The 18612-nt window shown below is 63.9% G+C and carries 17 protein-coding genes; 13 read left to right on the forward strand and 4 right to left on the reverse strand.

Annotated elements, in window-relative coordinates; genetic code table 11:
- The first annotated feature begins 213 nt into the window (after positions 1-213).
- The 5 genes from FJW06_RS06810 to FJW06_RS06830 all read left to right on the forward strand — a co-directional run bounded on the left by FJW06_RS06810 (position 214) and on the right by FJW06_RS06830 (position 4432).
- Positions 214-852, forward strand: a complete 639-nt coding sequence (locus tag FJW06_RS06810; protein ID WP_140749906.1) for an SGNH/GDSL hydrolase family protein — start codon at positions 214-216, stop codon at positions 850-852.
- A gap of 222 nt (positions 853-1074) precedes the next feature.
- The gene (lpdA, locus tag FJW06_RS06815) at positions 1075-2523 is read left to right on the forward strand and encodes a dihydrolipoyl dehydrogenase (RefSeq protein ID WP_140749909.1); all 1449 of its coding nucleotides are present in this window, start codon (positions 1075-1077) and stop codon (positions 2521-2523) included.
- Positions 2524-2625: 102 nt separating this feature from the next.
- Complete coding sequence (locus FJW06_RS06820) at positions 2626-2883, forward strand: GlsB/YeaQ/YmgE family stress response membrane protein (protein WP_027170010.1); 258 nt, start codon at positions 2626-2628, stop codon at positions 2881-2883.
- 121 nt (positions 2884-3004) lie between these two features.
- Entirely contained in the window at positions 3005-3970 is a 966-nt protein-coding gene (gene lipA / locus FJW06_RS06825) for a lipoyl synthase (protein WP_140749912.1), read from the forward strand.
- Between the two features lie 6 nt (positions 3971-3976).
- Complete coding sequence (locus FJW06_RS06830) at positions 3977-4432, forward strand: type II toxin-antitoxin system RatA family toxin (RefSeq protein ID WP_140749915.1); 456 nt, start codon at positions 3977-3979, stop codon at positions 4430-4432.
- Here FJW06_RS06830 and FJW06_RS06835 read toward each other — a convergent pair.
- Together FJW06_RS06835 and FJW06_RS06840 are read right to left on the reverse strand one after the other, a co-directional pair.
- Positions 4407-4916 carry a CinA family protein gene (locus FJW06_RS06835; RefSeq protein WP_140749917.1) on the reverse strand — a complete coding sequence of 170 codons (510 nt, stop codon included), beginning with the start codon at positions 4914-4916 and terminating at the stop codon, positions 4407-4409. The genes FJW06_RS06830 and FJW06_RS06835 overlap by 26 nt on opposite strands.
- Positions 4913-6142, reverse strand: a complete 1230-nt coding sequence (locus tag FJW06_RS06840; RefSeq protein WP_140749920.1) for a bifunctional 2-C-methyl-D-erythritol 4-phosphate cytidylyltransferase/2-C-methyl-D-erythritol 2,4-cyclodiphosphate synthase — start codon at positions 6140-6142, stop codon at positions 4913-4915. Before FJW06_RS06840 ends, FJW06_RS06835 begins: the two co-directional genes overlap by 4 nt.
- Positions 6143-6395: 253 nt before the next feature.
- Here FJW06_RS06840 and dusB point away from each other — a divergent pair, with 253 nt between their 5' ends.
- From dusB to hflX, 8 genes are all read left to right on the forward strand, one after another.
- A complete protein-coding gene (gene dusB, locus FJW06_RS06845) occupies positions 6396-7424 on the forward strand; it encodes a tRNA dihydrouridine synthase DusB (RefSeq protein ID WP_140749923.1) in 1029 nt (342 codons plus the stop codon).
- Positions 7421-8563, forward strand: coding sequence for a nitrogen regulation protein NR(II) (locus FJW06_RS06850; protein ID WP_140749926.1), 1143 nt, complete (start codon positions 7421-7423; stop codon positions 8561-8563). The genes dusB and FJW06_RS06850 overlap by 4 nt, the downstream gene beginning before the upstream one ends.
- Positions 8560-10020, forward strand: a complete 1461-nt coding sequence (ntrC, locus tag FJW06_RS06855) for a nitrogen regulation protein NR(I) (protein WP_140749929.1) — start codon at positions 8560-8562, stop codon at positions 10018-10020. The genes FJW06_RS06850 and ntrC overlap by 4 nt, the downstream gene beginning before the upstream one ends.
- Before the next feature lie 120 nt (positions 10021-10140).
- Positions 10141-12432 carry a PAS domain-containing sensor histidine kinase gene (locus FJW06_RS06860; RefSeq protein ID WP_140749932.1) on the forward strand — a complete coding sequence of 764 codons (2292 nt, stop codon included), beginning with the start codon at positions 10141-10143 and terminating at the stop codon, positions 12430-12432.
- Positions 12422-13783, forward strand: coding sequence for a sigma-54 dependent transcriptional regulator (locus FJW06_RS06865; RefSeq protein ID WP_140749935.1), 1362 nt, complete (start codon positions 12422-12424; stop codon positions 13781-13783). Before FJW06_RS06860 ends, FJW06_RS06865 begins: the two co-directional genes overlap by 11 nt.
- A gap of 82 nt (positions 13784-13865) precedes the next feature.
- The gene (locus FJW06_RS06870) at positions 13866-14729 is read left to right on the forward strand and encodes a D-amino-acid transaminase (protein ID WP_140749938.1); all 864 of its coding nucleotides are present in this window, start codon (positions 13866-13868) and stop codon (positions 14727-14729) included.
- 142 nt (positions 14730-14871) lie between these two features.
- A complete protein-coding gene (hfq, locus tag FJW06_RS06875; RefSeq protein ID WP_006202172.1) occupies positions 14872-15117 on the forward strand; it encodes an RNA chaperone Hfq in 246 nt (81 codons plus the stop codon).
- Positions 15118-16506, forward strand: a complete 1389-nt coding sequence (hflX, locus tag FJW06_RS06880) for a GTPase HflX (RefSeq protein ID WP_140749941.1) — start codon at positions 15118-15120, stop codon at positions 16504-16506.
- Here the strand turns inward: hflX and mazG are convergent.
- Positions 16503-17339 carry a nucleoside triphosphate pyrophosphohydrolase gene (mazG, locus tag FJW06_RS06885; RefSeq protein WP_140749944.1) on the reverse strand — a complete coding sequence of 279 codons (837 nt, stop codon included), beginning with the start codon at positions 17337-17339 and terminating at the stop codon, positions 16503-16505. The genes hflX and mazG overlap by 4 nt on opposite strands.
- An 83-nt stretch (positions 17340-17422) precedes the next feature.
- A complete protein-coding gene (locus FJW06_RS06890) occupies positions 17423-18607 on the reverse strand; it encodes an amino acid aminotransferase (protein ID WP_140749947.1) in 1185 nt (394 codons plus the stop codon).
- Positions 18608-18612 lie beyond the last annotated feature (5 nt).

The following is an 18612-nucleotide window of genomic DNA, read 5'->3' on the forward strand; positions in this document are numbered from 1 at the left end:
GCCGTCGACGGCGCGCTCGGCGCGGAACTGCTCGGCGCTTTCAAGCGCATGATCGAAAACCCGATGGGCATGCTGGTCTAGGAAGGAAAAGGCGGTGCGGAAATTCTTCACCGGCCTTTTCACCTCGATCATTTTCGCCTCTGAAGGCGAGTTCTTCGCATGTCGGAGCGCCAGGCGCTCGCAGCCGGGTTTCGGCAAGGGTGGGGCAACCGCATGAAGACAATTCTCTGCTACGGCGACTCGCTGACCTGGGGTTACGACGCCGCCAGCCTCGGCCGCCATGCGCTCGAAGATCGCTGGCCGAGCGTGCTCGGGGCGGCACTGGGCGAGGGTGTCGAGGTTATCGCCGAAGGATTGAACGGCCGCACCACTGCTTTTGACGACCACCTGGCCGGCGCCGACCGCAATGGCGCCCGCGTTCTGCCGACCATCCTGACCAGCCATGCGCCGATCGATCTCGTCATCTTCATGCTCGGCGCCAATGACATGAAGCCCTGGATTCACGGCAATCCGGTTGCAGCCAAGCAGGGCATGCAGCGGCTGATCGACATCGTGCGCGGCCATGACTATCCGTTTGACTGGCCGGCGCCGCAAATCCTCATCGTTGCGCCGCCGGCGGTGACGCGCACCGACAATGCCGAATTCAAGGAAATGTTCGCCGGCGGCGACGACGCCTCGAAGCGTCTGGCGCCGCAATATTCGGCGCTCGCCGACGAGGCCGGTTGCGGCTTCTTCGATGCCGGCACCGTCGCCGTCACCACGCCGCTCGACGGCGTCCATCTCGATGCCGAGAACACGCGGCGTATCGGCGCGGCGCTGGCGCCGCTCGTGCGTGTGATGTTAGCGACATGACAGTCAATGCATTTCTGATCATCGGCCTTTGGTTGGCTGTGCGTTGGCAAGGCCATCAAAGTCGGCTGCTTACCGGCTACGCATTTGTGAGACTCTGGGCTTTCGACGCTCTTTCGATACTGGTGCATGAGCCAATTTTCAGGCTTCCAATGCTGATGCATGAGCCATGGGCGATACCAAAGCCCTCTTTCAGCAAAGTCTCGCTTCAATAAGGACCATAAAATGGCTGAATCCTACGACGTCATCATCATTGGCTCGGGCCCCGGCGGCTATGTCACGGCGGTGCGCTCCGCCCAGCTCGGCTTCAAGACGGCGATCGTCGAGCGCGAGCATCTCGGCGGCATCTGCCTCAACTGGGGCTGCATCCCCACCAAGGCGCTGCTGCGCTCGGCCGAGATCATGCATTATTCGGATCATCTGAAGGATTACGGGCTGAAGCTCGAAGGCGGCAAGGTCAGCCCCGATACGGCCGCCGTGGTCGACCGCTCGCGCAAAGTATCGCTGAGGCTGAACACCGGCGTCGGCTTCCTGATGAAGAAGAACAAGGTCGACGTCATCTGGGGCGAGGCGAAGCTCTCCAAGCCGGGTGAGGTCGTCGTTTCGAAGACCGCGAAGAAGGCGATAGAGCCGCAGCCGCCGGTGCCGAAAGGCGTCAAGGGCGAGGGCACTTACACCGCCAAGCACATCATCCTGGCCACCGGCGCCCGGCCGCGCGCTCTGCCCGGCATCGAGCCGGACGGCAAGCTGATCTGGACCTATTTCGAGGCGATGGTGCCGAAGGAAATGCCGAAGTCGCTGCTGGTCATGGGTTCCGGCGCCATCGGCATCGAGTTCGCCTCCTTCTACCGCACCATGGGCGCGGACGTGACGGTGGTCGAGTTGCTGCCGCAGGTCATGCCGGTCGAGGACGCCGAGGTATCGAAATTCGCGCAGAAGCAGTTCGAGAAGCAGGGGATGAAGATCATCCTCGAAGCCAAGGTGACCAAAGTCGAAAAGGGCGCCAATTCGGTCACGGCGCATGTCGAGATGAAGGACGGCAAGATCGAGAAGATCACCGCCGACCGCATGATCTCGGCCGTCGGCGTGCAGGGCAACATCGAAAATCTCGGCCTGGAGGCGCTCGGCGTGAAGACGGACCGCGGCTGCATCGTCGTCGACGGCTACGGCAAGACCAATGTGCCGGGCGTCTACGCCATCGGCGACGTCGCCGGGCCGCCGATGCTCGCCCACAAGGCCGAGCATGAAGGCGTCGTCTGCATCGAGAAGATAGCCAATTTCCCGGGCGTGCATGCCATCGACAAGCTGAAGATCCCCGGCTGCACCTATTGCAGCCCGCAGGTTGCATCTGTCGGCCTGACCGAAGCCAAGGCCAAGGCCGAGGGCAAGGATATCCGCGTCGGCCGCTTCCCATTCAGCGCCAACGGCAAGGCCATCGCGCTCGGCGAGGACCAGGGCTTCGTCAAGACCATCTTCGACAAGAAGACCGGGCAGCTTCTCGGCGCGCATATGGTGGGCGCCGAGGTGACCGAGCTCATACAGGGTTTTGTGGTGGCGATGAACCTGGAGACGACCGAGGAAGAGTTGATGCACACGATCTTCCCGCATCCGACGCTGTCAGAGATGATGAAGGAGAGCGTGCTCGACGCCTATGGCCGCGCTCTGAACGCATGATAGACTCGCCACGCGAGACTCATCCGCGGCAGCCGGAGAGAGCTGACGACAAGACGGTTCGTATCCGGATGCATTTTCACCTGATCGAGGAGGAACTGGCATATGCATTTGAATGGCGTCGGCTGGATCGCAGCCATCATCGTCGGCGGCCTGGCGGGCTGGCTCGCCGAGATGGTCATGAAGAGCAACACCGGCATCTTCATGAACATCATCATGGGCATCGTCGGCGCGGTGGTACTGAACGCGATCCTACAGGCCCTCAACATCCAGTCGTTCGGCGTCGGCTGGGTCGCCTACCTGATCACAGGCTTCATCGGCGCCTGCCTGTTGATCTTCGTGGGGCGGCTTGTCCGCCGCTGAACGAAAGCCGCTATGCGAAAACGGCCGTGGCGGCATGCGCCGCCGCGGCCTTTTTCTTTGCTTCGAAAAGTCCTAGATGACGACAGTTGGCCGCAAAACTTGCGGCCGCGAAGGGTTTGAGATGGTCACAGTCGTAGACACGATCGCCAACCGGCCGCGCCCGCGGCATCCCGAAAAGGCGCACCGGCCCGACCAGGAAGTGCTGCGCAAGCCGGATTGGATCCGTGTCAAGGCGCCGGTTTCCAAGGGCTATGCCGAGACGCGCGAGATCGTGAAGTCGCACAAGCTGGTGACGGTGTGCGAGGAGGCCGGCTGCCCGAACATCGGCGAATGCTGGGACAAGAAGCACGCCACCTTCATGATCATGGGCGAGATCTGCACGCGCGCCTGCGCCTTCTGCAATGTCGCAACCGGTATCCCGACCGCGCTCGATCCGGATGAGCCCGCCCGGGTGGCGCATGCTGTGAAACAGATGGGGCTGAGCCACGTCGTCATCACCTCCGTCGACCGCGACGATCTGGCCGACGGCGGCGCGCGGCATTTCGCCGATGTCATCCACGCCATCCACGCGGAAGCCCCTTCGACGACGATCGAGATCTTGACGCCCGACTTCCTGCGCAAGGACGGCGCGCTGGAGATCGTCGTTGCCGCCAAGCCCGACGTCTTCAACCACAATCTCGAAACCGTGCCGTCGAATTACCTGACCGTTCGCCCCGGCGCGCGTTATTTCCACTCGATCCGGCTGCTGCAGCGCGTCAAGGAACTCGACCCGTCGATCTTCACCAAATCCGGCATCATGGTCGGCCTCGGCGAGGAACGGAACGAGGTGCTGCAGTTGATGGACGATCTGCGTTCGGCCAATGTGGACTTTATGACCATCGGCCAGTATCTGCAGCCTTCCAAGAAGCACCATCCGGTTATCCGCTTCATCCCGCCGGACGAGTTCAAGTCCTATGAGACGATCGGCAAGACCAAGGGTTTTCTGCTGGTGGCGTCGAGCCCGCTGACGCGCTCCTCACACCATGCCGGCGAGGATTTCGCCAGGCTGCGCGCGGCGCGCGAGGCGCAGCTCGCGAAGGCCAGCTGACCTTCAATGCCGAAATTCGAGGCGACACGCCGCGTCGCGCATACACCGCAAGAGATGTTCGCGCTGGTTGCGGACATCGAGGCCTACCCGCAATTCCTGCCGCTCTGTGAATCGCTCACCGTGCGATCGCGCAAGGAGCGCGACGGCCGCACCATCCTGGTTGCCGACATGAGCATCGGCTACAAGGCAATCCGCGAGACCTTCACGACACAGGTGCTGCTCAAGCCCGACGAGAACGCCATCGATGTCAAATATATCGACGGCCCGTTCAAATATCTCAGCAACATCTGGCGCTTCGATCCCGCAGACGGCGGCTGCGAAGTGCATTTCTTCATCGACTACGAATTCAAGAGCCGCATTCTCGGCGCTCTGATGGGCACGATGTTCGACCGCGCCTTCCGCATGTTCTCGGAAGCCTTCGAGAAGCGCGCCGATGTCATCTATGGCGCGAAGCCGGACTAACTTCGCCGAGCGCTCGTAGCCCGAGTTGCAGCGCGTGCCGCACCGTCTCGTGCCGGATGAATTCACGGCCCTTTTGGCCGAACAATTGCTGGTCGGCCACGACAGGCTGACCGGCAAGCGCAATCCCGAACCACACAAGACCGACCGGCTTGTCCGCCGAGCCGCCGCTGGGACCAGCGATGCCGGTGACGGCGAGCGACAGGCTGGCTTGCGACTGCGCCAGCGCCCCCGCGGCCATCTCCAGCACCGTCTCGCGCGAGACCGCGCCATGCACGTCGAGCGTGGCGGCGGAGACGCCGAGCATCTCCATCTTGGCTTCGTTGGAATAGGTGATGAAGCCACGATCGACCACGGCGGAAGACCCTGCAATGTCGGTCAGCGCGGCGATGATCAGGCCGCCGGTGCAGCTTTCGGCCGTCGCCAGCATGATGCCGCGCTGCTGACATGCCTGGAGCAAAGCAATGGCGAGTTCGGCGTTGCTCATGCGGGCACCTCTCCCGGATAGACGACGCTGGCGGTGGCGATCGCGGCGATGCCTTCGCCGCGCCCGACAAAACCGAGCTTCTCATTGGTCGTCGCCTTGATCGAAATGCGCTCGGGCGCAATGCCGAGCATGGCCGAAAGCGCCTTCGTCATCGCTGCGCGATGCGGCCCAACGCGCGGCGCCTCGCAGATCAGCGTGATGTCGGCATTGGCAATGCGGCCGCCGCGCTCCCGCACCAGCTTCGCCGCATGCTCGACAAAGATCGTCGAGGCTGCACCCTTCCATTGCGGATCAGACGGCGGGAAATGCGTGCCGATGTCGCCGGCGCCGCAGGTGGCCAGCAGCGCGTCGGTCAGCGCGTGAAGCCCAACATCGGCGTCCGAATGGCCGGAGAGCTTTCGCTCATAGGGAATGGCGACGCCGCAGAGCGTCACATGGTCGCCGGGCTCGAACGCATGCACGTCGTAGCCATTGCCGGTGCGAATATCCGGGAAGCGCTGCTGCGCGCTCGAGAGCCGCTGGTCGGCCAATGCGATGTCCCTTGCCCAGGTGAGTTTGACGTTGTCCGGCGATCCGGGAACGATCCTGACCGGTATCTGCGCCCATTCGGCGATCGCCGCATCGTCGGTGAACTCGGTCTTGCCGAGATGATGCGCCTTCTCATGCGCGGCAAGCAACGGCCAGAACGGAAAACCCTGCGGTGTCTGCGCGGCATGAAGGCCGGCCCTCGACACCGTCTCGTCGATCATGCCGGTGGCCGATTCCCGCTTCAGCGTGTCGGCAACGGGCAGCGCCGGCAGCGCGCCCTGGCGCTCGCCGATGGCTTCGATGGTGCGGTCGATCAGCCCGGCGTCGACAAAAGGGCGTACGGCATCATGCACCAGCACTTTTGCCGGTGCCTGCTCCCTCAGCGCCAGAAGGCCGAGCCGGACCGATGCCTGGCGCGAAGGGCCGCCGATCACGGCGACAAGACGATTACCATGCGCTTCGGCCGCGCGTTGGAAGAGTTCGGCGTCGTCGGCATGAATGGCCACGACCACGGGACCGATCATCGGATGGGAGAGGAAGATATCCAACGTATGGGCGATGACGGCACGGCCGCCGATGCGCTGATATTGCTTCGGACCGTCGGCCTGTCCGGCGCGCGCGCCGCGGCCGGCGGCAACGATCACCACTCCGATCCCGCCGCTTGGGGCCGCCGCTTGCTTTTCGCTTGCCTCGCTCATTCCGATCGGTCCTAGAGCCAGATGATTTCAGGTCGATTCGACCTGAAATCTGAATCCGTCTCTAAATCAAAGAAGTAGAGCATGTTGTCGGCCGAAAGCCGCTCACACTTTTCGGCATCATGCTCTAGTCGCGGTGATGGCCGAAGGCCAGCTTTTTCCAAAATGCGCCTTAATGTGACGTCATTGCGCGTTGCACAATGCCACACTTCTGGCTAGTGAATGTGCAACGATCGAACGTGCTTGGTTTTTGTGCATGACTGACCTGACCACATTGGCATCGCCACTCGATGTCGGCGGCGTAAGAATCCCCAATCGGGTTTTCCTCGCGCCAATGTCCGGCATCACCGACGAGCCGTTCCGGCAGCGCGCCCATACGCATGGTGCCGGCCTCGTCGTGTCCGAGATGGTGGCGAGCGGCGAGCTGGCCAAGGGCAGGGCCGGCTGCGACCTGCGCATCCGCCATTCCGGCCTGCCGGTGCACATGGTGCAACTGGCCGGCCGCGAGGCCGTCCATATGGGCGAGGGCGCGCGCATAGCGGCGGGCGAGGGCGCCGACATCATCGACATCAACATGGGCTGCCCGGCGAAGAAGGTGACCGGCGGCTATGCCGGCTCAGCGCTGATGCGCGATCTCGACCACGCGCTGTCGCTGATCGAGGCGGTGGTCGGCGCCGTGTCGGTGCCGGTGACGGTCAAGATGCGGCTCGGCTGGGACGAAAGCGCACTCAACGCGCCGATGCTGGCGCGCCGCGCCGAACAGGCCGGCGTCAAGATGGTGACAGTGCATGGCCGCACGCGCTGCCAGTTCTACCAGGGCAAGGCCGACTGGCGCGCCATCGCGCGCGTCAAGCAGGCCGTCTCGATCCCGGTGGTGGCCAATGGCGATGTCGGCTCGCCGGAAGAGGCGGCGACCATCCTCGAACAGTCCGGCGCCGACGCGGTGATGATCGGCCGCGCGCATTATGGTGCGCCGTGGATCGCCGGCGGAATCGCCACGAGAGCCGCCGGCGCAGGCGCGCAAGGCATTCCGCAAACAGCGCAGGCGCTCACCGACTATGTCGTCTCGCACTATGAGGACATGCTCGCGCTCTACGGTATCGAAAGCGGGCTGCGCCAGGCGCGCAAGCATCTCGGCTGGTATCTCGACCGTCATGCTCCCGATGTTTCGGCCGAGCAGCGCAAAGCCATTCTGACGTGCTTCGAGCCACGCGCGGTCGTCGCCGGGTTGCGCTGCGCGTTCGCCGACGGCTTGCCCTCGACCAGCCTGCGGAGCGCGGCATGAAGGCCGATGTTCCCCAGCAGGCCGATATGGCGGATGCCGCCAACATCGTGCTCAACACCATCCGCCGCCCGGTCATCATGGTCGACTCCGACGGCTTCATCACGTTCGCCAATGCGGATGCCGAGGACTTCTTCCGCTCCAGCGCGAACATGCTTGCCCGCAATACCCTCTCCAAGCTGGTGCCCTTTGGCAGCCCGTTGCTGACGCTGGTCGACCAGGTGCGAGAGCGGCGCGCACCGGTCAATGAATACCGCGTCGACGTGTCGTCGCCGCGCCTCGGCATCGAGAAGATGGTCGACCTCTATGTCGCGCCGGTGCCGGAGTTTCCGGGTTCGATCGTCGTCATGTTCCAGGAGCGGTCGATGGCCGACAAGATCGACCGCCAGATGACGCATCGGGGTGCCGCACGCTCCGTCACCGGCCTGGCCGCCATGCTCGCGCATGAGATCAAGAACCCGCTTTCCGGCATCCGCGGCGCCGCTCAATTGCTTGAGCTTTCCGCGTCCGACGAGGACCGCGCGCTCACACGCCTGATCACCGACGAGACCGACCGCATCGTCTCGCTTGTCGACCGCATGGAAGTGTTTTCCGACGAGCGGCCGATCGAGCGTTATCCGGTCAATATCCACGTCGTGCTGGATCATGTGAAGGCGATTGCCAAGAACGGTTTTGCAAGGCGGATCAAGATCTTGGAGGAATATGATCCATCATTGCCTCCGGTCTTCGCGAACCGCGACCAGCTGATCCAGGTCTTCCTCAATCTGGTGAAGAACGCCGCCGAGGCGATCGGCGCCGACCCGCAGGGCGAGATTGTGCTGTCGACGGCCTTCCGCCCCGGCATCCGCGTCTCCGTGCCCGGCACGCAGGACCGAGTCTCGCTGCCGCTGGAATTCTGCGTGCATGACAACGGGCCCGGCGTCTCCGAGGACATCCTGCCGATCCTGTTTGATCCGTTCATCACCACCAAACCCAATGGCTCAGGACTTGGGCTGGCGCTGGTAGCCAAGATCGTCGGCGAGCATGGCGGCATCATCGAATGCGATTCGACGCCGCGCGGGACGACATTCCGCATCCTGCTTCCGGCCTGGAAGGAGACCGCGCCCGGCGCAGGCGAGGAAGCTGAAGGAGACCGCACATGAGCGCTCGCGGCAATATTCTCGTCGCCGACGACGATGCGGCCATCCGCACCGTGCTCAACCAGGCGCTGTCGCGGGTCGGCCACGAGGTGCGCGTCACCTCCAACGCCTCGACGCTGTGGCGCTGGGTGGCGGCGGGCGAGGGCGATCTGGTCATCACCGATGTGGTGATGCCGGACGAAAACGCCTTCGACATGCTGCCGCGCATCAAGAAGGCGCGGCCCGAACTGCCGGTCATCGTCATGAGCGCGCAAAACACGTTCATGACCGCCATTCGCGCCTCCGAGACCGGCGCCTACGAATATCTGCCGAAGCCGTTCGACCTGACGGAGCTGCTCAACATCGTCAACCGGGCGCTGGCCGAGCCGAAGCGGCCGAAACTCGATGCCCGCGCGGAAGACCAGCCGGAGACAATGCCGCTGGTCGGTCGCTCTGCCGCCATGCAGGATATCTACCGCATGCTGGCGCGTATGATGCAGACCGACCTCACGGTCATGATCAGCGGCGAGTCCGGCACCGGCAAGGAACTGGTGGCGCGCGCGCTGCATGAATATGGCCGCCGTCGCGGCGGTCCGTTCGTGGCCATCAACATGGCGGCGATCCCGCGCGACCTCATCGAATCGGAACTGTTCGGCCACGAGAAGGGCGCCTTCACCGGCGCGCAGAACCGCTCCAGCGGCCGTTTCGAGCAGGCCGAGGGCGGCACGCTGTTCCTCGACGAGATCGGCGACATGCCGATGGAGGCGCAAACCCGGCTGCTGCGCGTGCTGCAGCAGGGCGAATACACCACCGTCGGCGGCCGCACGCCGATCAAGACCGACGTGCGCATCGTCGCGGCCACCAACAAGGACCTGCGCACGCTGATCAACCAGGGCCTGTTCCGCGAGGATCTGTTCTACCGTCTCAACGTCGTGCCGCTCAGGCTGCCGGCGCTGCGCGAGCGTTCCGAGGACATTCCCGACCTGGTCCGGCATTTCTTCAAGCAGGGCGCCAGCGAGGGCCTGCAGACCAAGCGCATATCGTCCGGCGGCATCGAGCTCATGAAGCGCTATCCCTGGCCGGGCAATGTGCGCGAGCTGGAAAACCTGGTGCGCCGGCTGGCCGCGCTCTACTCGCAGGACGAGATTTCATCGGAGGTCATCGAGTCCGAGCTCAAGACCGGGGAACGGCCGGTCGTGCCGGACGGCGGCGCGCTCATCCCCGACGATCTGTCGATCGGCCAGGCGGTCGAGCATTTCCTGCAGCGCTACTTCGCCTCCTTCGCCGGCGAATTGCCGCCGGCCGGGCTCTATCAGCGCATTCTTGCCGAGGTCGAGTATCCGCTGGTGCTGGCCTCGATGACGGCAACGCGCGGCAACCAGATCAAGGCCGCGGAGCTTCTGGGGCTCAATCGCAACACGCTGCGCAAGAAGATCCGCGAGCTTGGCGTCAACGTCTATAAGTCGTCCAGGCAGCCGTAGCGTCACTTCGTCCTTTTGGTGGATTTCGCCGGGAAAGATTATCTTCCCGGCCACACTTGTTGCATAATCGCCACAATGCGTTGCATACATCCGACGCTATGACCGACTCTGTACCGCGACATGGCAGCTGAGGCTCCGACCCTGAACCAACCGCTTTTCAACCAGACCGGCACGCGTGACGGGCGACGGTTGCTGGCGTTGCCCGGCGTGGTCGCGATTGCCGGCGCGATGATCACGGCGGCCATCTCCTTTGCGATCCTGGTCGGCGCAACACCGATCGCGCCGACTGCCGACGCGACCTGGGCCCTGGTCGCGGCCAATGCCGTCTTCGTCCTGTTCCTCATCGCCCTGATCGCCCGCGAAGTGCGTCGCATCGTCCTGGCACGGCGCCACGGCAGGGCTGCCTCGCGGCTGCATGTGCGCATCGTCGCCATGTTCGCGCTGGTTGCCGCCATCCCGGCCATCATGGTGGCGATCATCGCCTCGATCACGCTCGACATCGGCCTGGACCGCTGGTTCGAAATCCGCACCAAGACGATCGTCAACTCGTCGCTGTCGATTGCCGACGCTTATGTGCAGGAGAACGCGCGCAACCTCCAGGGCACGACATTGTCCATGGCATACGATCTCGATGCCTCGCGCACGCTCTATGGCCTCGACAAGGGCGGTTTCCTCGACCTGTTGAACAAGGAGGCAGTCGGCCGCGGACTGGCGCATGCGGCCCTGATCAAGCCGGACGGCTCGTTCGTCATGAACGCCAAGACCGATGCCGATTTTCCGATGCCGGAGCCGCCCGCGGGCGCTGTCGACACCGCGTCCGACGGCAAGCCGGTGCTGATAGAGCCGCGAACCCGCAACATCATGGGCGCCATCATCAAGCTGCGCGAGATCGAAGGGCTGTACCTCTATACGATCCGACTGGTCGATCCCGACGTGATCAAGGCGCGCCAGATCGTCAGGGGCAACACCGACGAATACCGCAACTTGGAAGACAATCGCCGGACCTCGCAGGTCGCCTTCGCGTTGCCTTATCTGTCGCTCACGCTGATCATCACGCTCTCGGCGATCTGGACCGGCATTGCGGTCGCCGATCGCCTTGTGCGGCCGATCCGCCAGCTGATCGGCGCCGCCGACGAGGTGGCGACCGGCAATCTCGACGTTGCTGTTCCCGTGCGCCAGTCGGATGGCGACGTCGCCTCGCTCGGCGAAACGTTCAACAACATGATCCTCGAGCTCAAATCGCAACGCAACGAGCTGCTCTCGGCCAAGGATCTGATCGACGAGCGCCGGCGTTTCTCCGAGGCAGTGCTCGCCGGTGTCACCGCGGGGGTCATCGGCGTCGACCCCTACGGCATCATCACCATCGTCAATCGCTCGGCCGAGACCATGCTGGCAATTTCAGCAAATGCGACGCTCGGACAGAACCTTTCAGCGGTTCTGCCGCTTGTCGGCCGCGTCTTCGAGATCGGGCGGCAGTCCGGCAAGCCGGTCTATCGCGAGCAGGTGACCTTCTTCCGCACCGGCCTGGAGCGCACCTTCAATGTCCAGGTCACGGTCGAGTCCGGCGACGATGGAGAGGACGAGAAATCCTATGTGGTCACCGTCGACGACATCACCGATCTCGTCCAGGCGCAGCGTTCGTCGGCCTGGGCGGACGTGGCGCGGCGTATCGCGCATGAGATCAAGAACCCGCTGACGCCGATCCAGCTCTCGGCCGAGCGCATCAGGCGCCGCTACGGCAAGGTCATCACCGAGGACCGCGAGGTCTTCGACCAGTGCACCGATACCATCATCCGCCAGGTCGAGGACATCGGCCGCATGGTCGACGAGTTCTCGGCCTTTGCGCGCATGCCGAAGCCGGAGATGAAGGCGATAGACCTGCGTGAGTCGTTGCGCGAGGCATCTTTCCTGGTCGAGGTCAGCCGCTCCGATATCGCCTTCGAACGAGACTTCGGCAGCGAGCCGTTGAAAGGCACTTTCGATAGCCGACTGATGGCGCAGGCCTTCGGCAACGTCATCAAGAACGCGGCCGAGGCGATCGACGGACTTGATGGCGACGACCGTTCGGACGGCACAATCCGGATTCAGGCCGGACGCCAAGATGGCGCCATACGAATCGACGTTATCGACAACGGCAAGGGGCTGCCGCGCGAGAATCGCCAACGGCTTCTCGAGCCCTATATGACGACGCGCGAGAAGGGGACCGGGCTTGGCCTCGCTATCGTCAAGAAGATCGTGGAGGACCATGGCGGCCGTCTCGAATTGCACGACGCGCCAGAGGATTTCCATGGCGGCCGGGGCGCGATGGTCTCGATCATCCTGCCGCCGGCGACGGTCGTAGCCGCGCCGCCACGCGGTGAAGGCCGAAACGAACACGAACGAGAAACTGAAAAGGTCGATAATGGCGTCTGACATTCTCATCGTCGATGACGAGGAAGACATCCGCGAACTTGTCGCCGGTATCCTGAGCGACGAGGGTCATGAAACCCGTACGGCGCATGACGCCGACAGCGCGCTTGCGGCGATCGCCGATCGCGCGCCGCGGCTGATTTTCCTCGACATCTGGCTGCAGGGCTCGCGGCTCGACGGCCTGGCCCTGCTCGACGAGATCAAGACCATGCATCCGAATATGCCGGTGGTGATGATCTCCGGCCACGGCAACATCGAAACGGCGGTGTCGGCCATCCGGCGCGGCGCCTACGACTTCATCGAGAAGCCGTTCAAGGCCGACCGGCTGATCCTGATCGCCGAGCGCGCCCTTGAGACCTCCAAGCTGCGGCGCGAAGTCTCCGACCTCAAGCAGCGCAGCGGCGAGACCTTCGACCTGATCGGCATGTCGTCGGCCATGAGCCAACTGCGGCAGACCATCGAGCGTGTCGCCCCCACCAACAGCCGCGTCATGATCGTCGGCCCGTCCGGCTCCGGCAAGGAACTGACGGCGCGCGCCATCCACGAGCTGTCGTCGCGCAAGACCGGTCCGTTCGTCACGCTGAGTGCGGCCACCATTACGCCCGAGCGCATGGAGATCGAGCTGTTCGGCACCGAATCGAACGGCACCGAGCGCAAGGTCGGCGCGCTGGAAGAGGCGCATCGCGGCATCCTCTACATCGATGAAGTCGCCGATATGCCGCGCGAGACGCAGAACAAGATCCTGCGCGTGCTGGTCGAGCAGCAGTTCGAGCGGGTAGGCGGCACCAAGCGTGTCAAGGTCGATGTCCGTATCATCTCCTCAACCTCCCAGAACCTTGAGGCGATGATCGCTGACGGCCGCTTCCGCGAGGACCTTTACCATCGCCTGGCGGTGGTTCCGGTCATGGTGCCGGGGCTCGCCGAGCGGCGCGAGGACATCCCCTACCTCGTCGACAATTTCATGAAGCAGATCGCGCGCCAGGCCGGCATCAAGCCGCGCCGCATCGGCGACGATGCGCTGGCCGTGCTGCAGGCGCATAACTGGCCGGGCAATGTTCGCCAGCTGCGCAACAATGTCGAACGGCTGATGATCCTGGCGCGAGGGGAAAATCCCGATGCCCCGATCACCGCCGACCTTCTGCCCTCCGAGATCGGCGACGTCATGCCACGCACGCCCAACCAGTCGGACCAGCACATCATGGCCCTACCGCTGCGCGAGGCCCGCGAGCAGTTCGAGAAGGATTACCTGATCGCTCAGATCAACCGCTTCGGCGGCAACATCTCGAAGACGGCCGAATTCATCGGCATGGAGCGCTCGGCACTCCACCGCAAGCTGAAGTCGCTCGGTGTGTAGGACCAGCCTGGCTCAGCCGATTGTCTGTTACGACTGCGGCGGAATCGCCTAAGAAAGCCGGACGTTTTTACCGAGGATACCCATGCCGCGCATTGCCTATGTCAACGGGCGCTATGTCGTCCACGCCCAAGCCAGCGTCCATATCGAGGACCGTGGCTACCAGTTCGCCGACGGCGTCTATGAGGTCTGCGAAGTGGCGCGCGGCCATATCGTCGACATGCCGCGCCATCTTGCCCGGCTCAAGCGCTCGCTGAAGGAACTGGCGATCGCCTGGCCGGTCTCGGAAGGCGTGCTGCCGATGCTGCTGCGCGAGGTGGTCAATCGCAACGGCGTGGTCAACGGCCTCGTCTATGTGCAGGTGACACGCGGCGTCGCCAGCCGCGAGTTCGTTTTTCCACCGGCGGGAACGAAATCTTCCCTGGTCATAACCGCCAGGAAGGCCGATCCCGCCGCGGCGGCGAAGCGGGTGGAGACCGGAATCAAGGTCATCACCGTTCCGGAGAATCGCTGGGACCGCGTCGACATCAAGAGCACGGGCCTTTTGCCCAATGTGCTCGCCAAGCAGAAGGCCAAGGAAGCGGGCGCCCAGGAAGCCTGGTTCGTCGACACCGACGGCAACGTCAAGGAAGGCGGCTCATCCAATGCCTGGATCGTCACCCGCGACGGCGTCTTGGTGACCCGGCCGGCCGAGCACGGCATCCTGCGCGGCATCACCCGCACGACGCTTTTCGACGTCGCCGCCAAGCTCGGCCTCAAGATCGAGGAGCGCGGTTTTTCGGTCACTGAGGCCAAGGCGGCCAGGGAGGCGTTCATCAGTTCGGCGACCACAATTGCCATGCCGGTGGTCGAAATCGACGGCGCGCCGATAGCAAATGGTCATCCTGGTTCCATGACACTTTCGTTGCGGCAGGCCTTTTTTGACGTTGCGGAAAAAAGTCCAGCCTGATAACCGCACAACTGGAATGAACCTCAACTATCTCGTTCTGCTTGCCTTTGTATCGGCAAGAGGGGGTTTGCGCGCTTGACAGGTGCCGCGTAATTTGGCGCATTGGCCGCAAACCGAAGGGGATCGGCGAAAGACAAGAAAAATGGCGGAACGATCGCAAAACCTTCAGGACCTGTTCCTGAATTCAGTTCGCAAGAGCAAAAATCCACTTACCATCTTCCTCATCAACGGCGTGAAGCTGACCGGCGTCGTCACTTCGTTCGACAATTTTTGTGTGTTGTTGCGGCGTGACGGGCACTCCCAGCTCGTCTACAAGCACGCCATTTCCACGATCATGCCGAGCCAGCCGGTTCAGATGTTCGATGGCGAGGAAAGCCAGGGCGCCTGATTGGCACGTGATAAGGACGCGGACCGCAGCGTTCGCGGAAAACAAGGACATCAACTCGGGCCGGAAGCCAAGGATCCGACCCGGGCCGTTGTCATTGTGCCGGTGCTTGCGCGCCAGCCGCGCGGCGACGACGAGTCGAGTCGGCCGCGCCTGAGCCGTTCGGCGGATGCCCGCCGCGACGAAGCGGTCGGGCTTGCCAGCGCCATCGATCTCAATCCGGTTCACACCGCGGTGGTGACGGTCGCCGACCCGCGGCCGGCGACGCTGCTCGGCAGCGGCAAGGTTGCCGAATTCGCCGACATCGTGAAGGAGCGTAACGCGGAGCTGGTCATCGTCGACCATCCGCTGACGCCGGTGCAGCAGCGCAATCTCGAAAAGGAACTGAACGCCAAGGTGCTCGACCGCACCGGGTTGATCCTCGAGATCTTCGGCGAACGGGCGCGCACCAAGGAAGGCACGCTGCAGGTCGAGCTTGCGCATCTCAACTACCAGAAGGGTCGGCTGGTGCGCAGCTGGACCCACCTCGAACGGCAGCGCGGCGGCGCCGGTTTCCTCGGCGGCCCCGGCGAAACCCAGATCGAGTCGGACCGACGCATCCTGCAGGACAAGATCACCAAGCTGAAGCACGAGCTGGAAACGGTACGCCGCACGCGCGACCTGCACCGTGCCAAGCGCAAGAAGGTGCCGTTTCCGGTGGTGGCGATCGTTGGCTACACCAATGCCGGCAAGTCGACACTGTTCAACCGGCTGACCGGGGCAGGGGTCCTGGCCGAGGACATGCTGTTCGCGACGCTCGACCCCACCTTGCGGCGCGTGCGGCTGCCGCACGGCACGCCGGTCATCCTGTCGGACACGGTGGGCTTCATCTCCGACCTGCCGACGCATCTGGTCGCCGCCTTCCGGGCCACGCTGGAAGAGGTGGTCGAAGCTGACCTGGTGCTGCATCTGCGCGACATCTCCGACCCGGATACGGCCGCCCAGGCGGAAGATGTCGAACGCATCCTCGGGGATCTCGGCGTCGACGCCGCCGACACCAACCGCGTGGTCGAAATCTGGAACAAGATCGACCTGCTCGACGAAGGCAACCGCGAGCGGCTGCTGGCCGAGGGCGCAAGCGGCAAGTCGCCGCCGATCGCCATATCGGCGGTGACCGGCGAGGGACTGGACACGCTGAAAGCGCTGATCGAGGCGCGTGTATCGGGCGAGTTGGAAACGATGACGGTGACATTGAGCCCGGCCCAGCTCGGTCAGGTCGACTGGCTCTACCGCAACGGCGATGTCGTGTCGCGCACCGACAATGAGGATGGCAGCGTCACACTCTCGCTGACGGCCACGCACAGCGCCAGGCACGAAATCGAGAACCGCCTGCATCGCAAGAGCGGCAGCTAACCGACTGATTGCTTGGCGCTTTTGGCTTGCTGCCAGAGCGCTTCCATCTCGTTGAGCGTCGCCTTGTCCAGTGAACCGCCCGAAGCCGCCAAGGCTTGCTCGACATAGTGGAAGCGCGATCGGAATTTTTCGTTGGTGCCGCTGAGCGCCGCTTCCGCGTCGAGCTTGAGGTGGCGGCCGAGATTGACGACGGCAAACAACATGTCGCCGAACTCGTCCTTGATCGGCGCCGCGTCACCGGTGGCGAGTGCTTCGCGCAACTCGCCGATCTCTTCCTCGATCTTGTCGAGGATCGGTGCCGCCTCGCTCCAGTCGAAGCCGACACGCGCTGCTTTCTCCTGCAGTTTCAGCGCGCGCGTCAGGGCAGGGAGCGCCACCGGAACGCTGTCGAGATAGCCTTTGCCGTGATCCTCCGGATCGAGGCCGCGGGCGATGCGGGCACTGCGCTTTTCAGCCTTCTCCTCAGCCTTGATCTTTTCCCACATGCCCTTGGCCATGCCGGCGCTGCGCGCCTTCTCGTCACCAAATACATGCGGATGGCGGCGGATCATCTTGGTGGTGATGGCCTCGACGACATCGCCAAAAGCGAACTCGCCGATCTCCTCGGCCATCTGTGCATGGTAGACGACCTGCAGCAGCAGATCGCCCAACTCCTCGCGCAGGTCGTCGAAATCGCCGCGCGCGATCGCGTCGGCCACTTCATAGGCCTCCTCGATCGTATAGGGCGCGATGGTCGAAAAGTTCTGCTCGATATCCCAGGGGCAACCGGTCTCCGGAGCCCTGAGCTCCGCCATGATCTCGATCAGCCGGGAAATGTCTTTTGAGGGCGTCATCCTGCAAACCCTAGCGCGCGGCGCGGCGGGCGACCAATCCCGCCGGTTGGCAAAAGACTATTGTCCACAGTTGCGCGGGCTTTTTAGTCGAGCACCGAGACGATCGCCTTGGCGAGATCGTCCATGCCGTCCTCCGGCAGGCCGGCTACGTTGATGCGGCTGTCGCCGACCATATAGACGGCATGCTCGGTGCGCAGGCGCTCGACCTGCGCCTCGGTCAATCCGAGCCGCGAAAACATGCCGCGATGGTTGGCGATGAAATCGAAGCGATCGGAGTTGGACTGCCGGCGCAACGCCTCGGCAAAGGCGACGCGGAGCCTGAGCATGCGCAGCCGCATCTCCTCGAGCTCCGTCTCCCAGTCCCTCCTCAGGGCGGCGTCTTCGAGCACCATGCGCACCGCCGCCGCGCCGTGATCCGGCGGCATCGAATAAAGCGCGCGCGCGGCCGCCAGCATCTGGCTCATCGCCACGTCGGCCTGGGCGCCGTCCTTGGCCATGATCATCGCTGCGCCCACGCGCTCGCGATAGACGGCGAAATTCTTCGAGCAGCTGGAGGCGACGACCATCTCCGGCACCTTGTCAGCCAAGAGCCGCAGACCCGCGGCGTCGGCGTCCAGGCCCTCGCCAAAGCCCTGATAGGCGATGTCGACGAAGGGCAGCAGGCCGCGCTCCAGGAGGACGTCGGCAACCTTGGCCCATTGCGCGACATCGAGATTGGCGCCGGTCGGGTTGTGGCAGCAGCCATGCAGCAGTACCACGTCGCCGCTGTTGGCCGTCCTGAGCGTCGCCAGCATCTCGTCGAAACGGACGGCGCCGGAAGCGGAATCGAAATAGGGATAGTTGCGAACCTCGAGGCCCGCGGCTCGCATCACCGGCAGATGGTTCGGCCATGTCGGGTCAGACAGCCAGACCGTCGCGCCGGGACGTGTGCGCTGCAGAAGCTCGGCCACCAGCCTGAGCGCGCCCGATCCGCCCGGCGCCTGCGCCGCGCGAATGCGCGAATGGTCAGCCTTCTCGCCAAAGGCGAGCTCGATCATAGCGGCGTTGAATCCGGTGTCGCCGGCAAGGCCGAGATAGGTCTTGGTATCCTGGCTCGCCAGCAGACGCTTCTCGGCCTCGCGCATGGCGCGCATCACCGGCGTCCTGCCGTCGATATCCTTGTAGACCCCGACACCGAGGTCGACTTTGCCGGGCCGCGGATCATTGCGATAGAGGCCGATCAAGGCAAGGATCTTGTCGGCGGGCGCGGGCTGCAGGGTTTCGAACATCGCTA

The sequence above is a fragment of the Mesorhizobium sp. B4-1-3 genome (assembly GCF_006439355.1).
In the GTDB taxonomy this organism is placed as follows: Bacteria; Pseudomonadota; Alphaproteobacteria; order Rhizobiales; family Rhizobiaceae; genus Mesorhizobium.